This window comes from Kitasatospora sp. NPDC127035, from assembly GCF_042726075.1.
Classification (GTDB): domain Bacteria; phylum Actinomycetota; class Actinomycetes; order Streptomycetales; family Streptomycetaceae; genus Kitasatospora.
In genome coordinates this window covers 1-4757 of record NZ_JBHXDN010000144.1, presented here as the reverse complement: position 1 = coordinate 4757, position 4757 = coordinate 1, and the positions used below count along the sequence as shown (strand labels likewise).

Annotated in this window: 3 protein-coding genes; 2 read left to right on the top strand and 1 reads right to left on the bottom strand. The window is 71.6% G+C overall.

Annotated elements, in window-relative coordinates:
• Positions 1-1049 precede the first annotated feature (1049 nt).
• Positions 1050-2213 (bottom strand): ABC transporter substrate-binding protein, encoded by a 1164-nt coding sequence (locus ACFWIC_RS40675; protein ID WP_380522208.1) that lies wholly within the window; start codon positions 2211-2213, stop codon positions 1050-1052.
• Positions 2214-2319: 106 nt separating this feature from the next.
• Between ACFWIC_RS40675 and ACFWIC_RS40670 the strand changes: the two genes are divergently transcribed.
• Both ACFWIC_RS40670 and ACFWIC_RS40665 read left to right on the top strand, forming a co-directional pair.
• Positions 2320-2688: a hypothetical protein gene (locus ACFWIC_RS40670; RefSeq protein WP_380522206.1), complete on the top strand. Its 369-nt coding sequence runs from the start codon at positions 2320-2322 to the stop codon at positions 2686-2688.
• 1410 nt (positions 2689-4098) lie between these two features.
• Entirely contained in the window at positions 4099-4548 is a 450-nt protein-coding gene (locus ACFWIC_RS40665) for an SRPBCC family protein (RefSeq protein ID WP_380522204.1), read from the top strand.
• The last annotated feature ends 209 nt before the right edge of the window (positions 4549-4757 follow it).

Sequence of the window (4757 nt, the reverse complement as noted above, 5' to 3'; positions counted from 1 at the left end):
GCGATGATCAGCCTCATGACCCGCCGCCTCACCGGCGAAACGACCCCCACCTGGCACGGAACCTGACCTCGACAACCAGGAGCGAAACACCCACTTAGTGACTGACGCGGCAGTGGACCGGGTGCTGGCAGCCGAGTTGCTGAGCCAGGCGCGCGCGGACCGAGACTCGGTCCTGGAGCTCGCCGCGGAGTTGATCCGGGTGCCCTCTCGGGGCAGCGTCGACTCCTACGAGCCGGTCCTCGCCGTCCTGGAGGGATGGTTCACGGGGCGCGGGCTGTGTGCACGCCGCTTGCACGACGGGTCCGGTGCCTTGGTGGGGCTGGTCGCCGAGGTGGGCGGCGGCCTGCCGGGCCCCACCTGGGTACTGGGCGCCTGCGTGGACACCGCACCTCCTGCGTCTGGGGGCGAATCGTCCGGTCTATTCGTTGAGGCGTCGAGCTGGTGTTCCCGGTCGGGCCTTCATCCACGATGGGATCCGACCAGCCCTGACCTCCCGACTTCGTCGGTGTACGGGAATCACGTGAGTGTTCCGGGAATCCCAGCGCCGCTCGCTCCTACGCCCTCTCCGTGCCGTGCTCGGCGAGCTGCGCGAGCTGGCCCGCCGTCAGCTTCGCCCTCCTGCTCTCCTGATTGTTGAGCCAGGTACCCGGGGCGAAGTGCGGTACGACCGCCTGTTCCTCACCTCCGGGGCCGGCCTCTACGCTCTCCGCCGGTTTTTGTGCGGGCGGGGCACCCGGGGGTGCCGTTCCCGCTCCACGAAGGCGGCGAGGGGGCCAGGCGCTGGGCGAACCGGTCGGTGCGGGACATCTTCGGCCTCGTTCCGGCCGCCCGCTTGGCGGCCGCCGGGTTCGGGGTCGGCCGCCCAGCCCGCTGCGCGAGCATCCACCGGCCGGGCTGCTCGTCCTCGAACGCCGTGAAACGAGGCCTTCTGCGGCCCGGCGACAGGCGGACGCTGCCCCGCCCTCCCCACTTGAGGGGGCAGCTGGAAGGCCCCGACGACCGCTGGTGCACTCTGGTCTACCCGTGCCCGGCAAGGGACGGCTGCGCCGTCAGGAGGACGGCGCGGGCTTCGGCGGGACGGTCTTGTCCCAGTTCTCCTTGACGACGTTGCGGGCCTGCTTCAGCTGCGCCGGGGTGGGGAAGGTGGGTGTGCCGCCCTCCACGGTCGGCAGCCTGGCGGCCAGGTCCTTGTCGAGGGTGCCGTCCTTGGCCATGGCGTCCATCAGGACCGGGCGGGCGTATCCCGCGAGCCGCAGGTTCTGGCCCTCGGGGCTCGCGAGGTACTCCTCCCACAGCCGGGCCGCCGCCGGATGAGGCGCGTCCTTGTTGATCGCCTGGGCGTAGTAGAGCGAGAAGCTGCCGTCGAAGGGAATGGAGACCCTCCAGTCCACCCCCTGGCCGCGCAGGGCGTCGACGTGCTGCAGGTTGAGGAAGTCCCAGTTGATGGCGATCGGGGTCTCGCCCTTGACGATCGACTCCGGTACGGGGTTTCCGGTGTTGTAGTTGCCCGCCGCGGCAAGCCGGCCGAAGAAGTCGATGCCCGGCTGAATGTCGTCGAACGAACCGCCGTTGGCGAGGGCCGCGGCGAACACGGCGGCGAACGCCGACCCGGCGGTGTTGGGGCTCGCGCCGTTCACCGCGACCATGCCCTTGTACTCCGGCTTGAGCAGATCGGCGAAGGTGACGGGGCAAACCTTCACGCGGGACGCGTCGCAGCCGATCGACACGTATCCGCCGTAGCTGTTGTACCAGCGGGCGTGGGGGTCCTTCTGGTTCGCCGGAATCCGCCCGTAGTCGGCGACCCGGTAAGGCGCGAGCAGGCCCTCCTCGGCAGCGGACGCGGCGAAGGAATTGCCGAGCTGGAGCACATCGGGCGCCCGCTCCTGGCCACGGTAGCGCTTCACATCGTCGATCTCCTCCTGGCTCCCACCGGTGGGATTGTCGACGGTGACCTTGACCCCGTACTTCTTCTCGAACCCGTCGATCAGCCCCCCGTAGTTCGCCCAGTGCCGCAGCAACGCGGTTGCCGTCAAAGCGCCCTCCTGCTGCGCCGCTCGGATGAGTGTGTCCATGCCGCCGGCCTGGGCGGCGGATGCCGCCACCTTCGGTGCCACCGCCGCTGGCGGGCTCCCGCCTCCGCAGGCGGCGCCGCTGATCGCCACGAGGCCCAGGCAGAGGCCGAGGCAGAGGGTGGAGGCTCGGGGTGAAGCCATGGCACCTCCAGGCGGAGCCGGGGACGGCCGTCGACCGGGCCGCGGCCGCTGCACTCGGATGAATCGGTATAGGACATTTACTAGACTAGTGGAAGATATATCTCTTATGGGCATCATCGCGGGCGAACCGTGCACAGGGCGCGATGGCGCCGGGCTTCGGGCATTCGGGTGGAGAACGGCCAGCCCCGCGGACGCCACGGACCGCACGTCCACCTCGCCACTGCTGCGCGGCCCGGGCGGCGCCACCTGGAACGCGCGGGGCGGGGTGTTCCTGATCGAGGGCTGGCCCGGGCGCACCCTGTTCCCCGTTCGCAGGCCCGACCGGAGCCTGGCGGGCCGGGTGGAGACTGGCCACAACGGGTGGACGGCGTTCGCCGACGGCCGGACGATCATCGATCCCGACAGCGGCCTGCTCTGGCTCGCCCGGGTACCACACGCGCTGCTCACCGTGGCTCTCGGCAGGCGCCTCACCTGACCCTCCGCCCGCCCGTCGCGGTGCGGTGCGCGCTGCGGGCAAAGGATGGCGGCGCGCACCGCACTGCGATCCTCGTAGACTCCCGCAGGGCCCTGCCCGGGTTCTTGCCGCTGTTCTCGTACGACCGGTTTCCGGCGCCGGTGGGGGCCGGCGGGGTCGGTCGACGGCCCGTGGCAGGTCGCCTGTCCGGGGTGGCCCGTCCCCGTCCCATCCGGGGGCCGGGAGTGCCTGTGACGTGGAGCGCCGGGAGATTCCCTGGATTCGCGCTGTTGTGGGCCCCGGGCCTGGTGGTTTCGGGGTGGGCGGGTTCGCCGGATCGGCCGGATGGCGGGGCGTGGTGTTCGGCCTGGTGCCATCGGGTTCGGGTTGGGGGCGGTCGGGTGAAGACCGGTTCCGGTCAGGGTCTGTCGCCCGGGGGGAGTGGGCGTCCGGCTCGTAGCGTCGTCGGGGTGAGGCGTTGGGCACGTCTTCACGCCCGGTCCGGCCGAATCCGGCCGGGACCTGCGGCCCGGCCGCGACGGTGGCGAGGACCGGGGTGACGGCCCTGGCGACACCAGCGAGTGGCTGGGCTGACCCATCCCGTTCGGCGCGGCGGTCCGGCCCGGTCTCCCGGGGGTGTGCCGGCCCATCCCGTCACGTCACCATTCTCGTTGTCGGCACGGCCGTACGGTGGCCCTTCGGAGGCATCGGGGTGTGCGCTGCCGGTTCTCCCTCGCCTCACGGTCGCCGCCGCGCCGGCTCGGCGCTGCCCGCGTGGCCGGGACGGGCCGTATTGGCTGCCGCGGGTCGGGGCGGGGGCGTAGAGCGGAGGGGGCCCGCTGCGAGGACAGTGCGGGGGCCGGGCCCGGCGACGCGCCGGAGCTCTGCGCCGCGCACGGGGCGCTGGTGGCGGCGGGGGAGGTGGTGGTGCTGCGGGTGCCGGACTCCTGCGCGGTGGCCATGGACGCGTGCCTGGACGGTGTGCGGCTGTTGCACGCGTGCGGCGTACGGCACCTTGCCCAGCTCGCCGTGCGGTACCGGCGTTGCCCGTTCGTGCCGGAGGAGCTGTGGGCCGGACATGTCACGCGAGCGGTGCGCCTGCTCGGCCCGCTGGACGACGGGGGGATGTACGAGCGGGTGATCGCTGTGACCGGTCTGGACGAGGAGCGGCTGATGGGGCCGTCGCCTGGCAGGACGGCCACAGCGGTTCCCCGGGTACCGGCCTCGGGGTGTGAAGGCACCCCGCCCGCACCTGCGGGTCGCCTTCCCGGCGGCACGGCGCCGAGGTCACTGACCGTGCCCGGGGCGGGGCCGCCGGGTTGCCGGGACGCGGTTCGGGGCGCAATCGGTATGACCCCGGCATGAGGGTTGGCGGGCGGGACAGACGAGTGGGTCACCGCGTGAGATACCGATCCGAAGGTGGGCTCAGCGATGAGCAAGGTGCGGGAACAGATTGACGTCGACGTGCCGGTCAGCGCCGCGTACAACCAGTGGACGCGGTTCGAGGACTTCCCGAAGTTCATGGACGGCGTGGAGGAGATCAGCCGGATCGACGACCGCCACAACCACTGGAAGACGAAGATCGCTGGCGTCAGCCGCGAGTTCGACACCGAGATCGTCGACCAGGTCCCCGACGACCACGTCGCCTGGCGCACCATCGGCGGTGATGTGAAGCAGACCGGCATGGTCCGCTTCGAGCCGATCGACGCCACCCACACCAGGGTCCTGATGGAGATGGACTTCCAGCCCGGCGGCCTGGCCGAGACGTCCACCGACATGGTGGGCGTACTCGACCGGCAGGTCAAGGGCGACCTCAATCGCTTTAAGCACTTCATCGAGGAGCGCGGCACCGCCACCGGCGGCTACCGCGAAAACCTCTGACGCCGCTCTTCCCGCGCCCCCGCCGCTCGTGCGGCGGGGGCGCCGTATGTCCGCCGGCGGCGTCCGGTGAGGAGGCGGCAGCGGGAGCCGTCCCGGCGGGGTGCGGTCAGGGGTTGCGGCGACGCGGTTGACGTCGCGTGCCCGGGGAGCGATCAGCTCCCGGACGGCGAGGTAGAGCACCTTAAACGCGGCCTGTTCGGATGGGAAGT

What these genes read in the sequence shown, in the direction of transcription:
- ACFWIC_RS40670 (WP_380522206.1), top strand. Translation starts at nt 2,320, where the DNA reads ATGGGCATCATCGCGGGCGAACCGTGCACAGGGCGCGATGGCGCCGGG.
- ACFWIC_RS40665 (WP_380522204.1), top strand. Translation starts at nt 4,099, where the DNA reads ATGAGCAAGGTGCGGGAACAGATTGACGTCGACGTGCCGGTCAGCGCC.
- ACFWIC_RS40675 (WP_380522208.1), bottom strand. Translation starts at nt 2,213, where the DNA reads ATGGCTTCACCCCGAGCCTCCACCCTCTGCCTCGGCCTCTGCCTGGGC.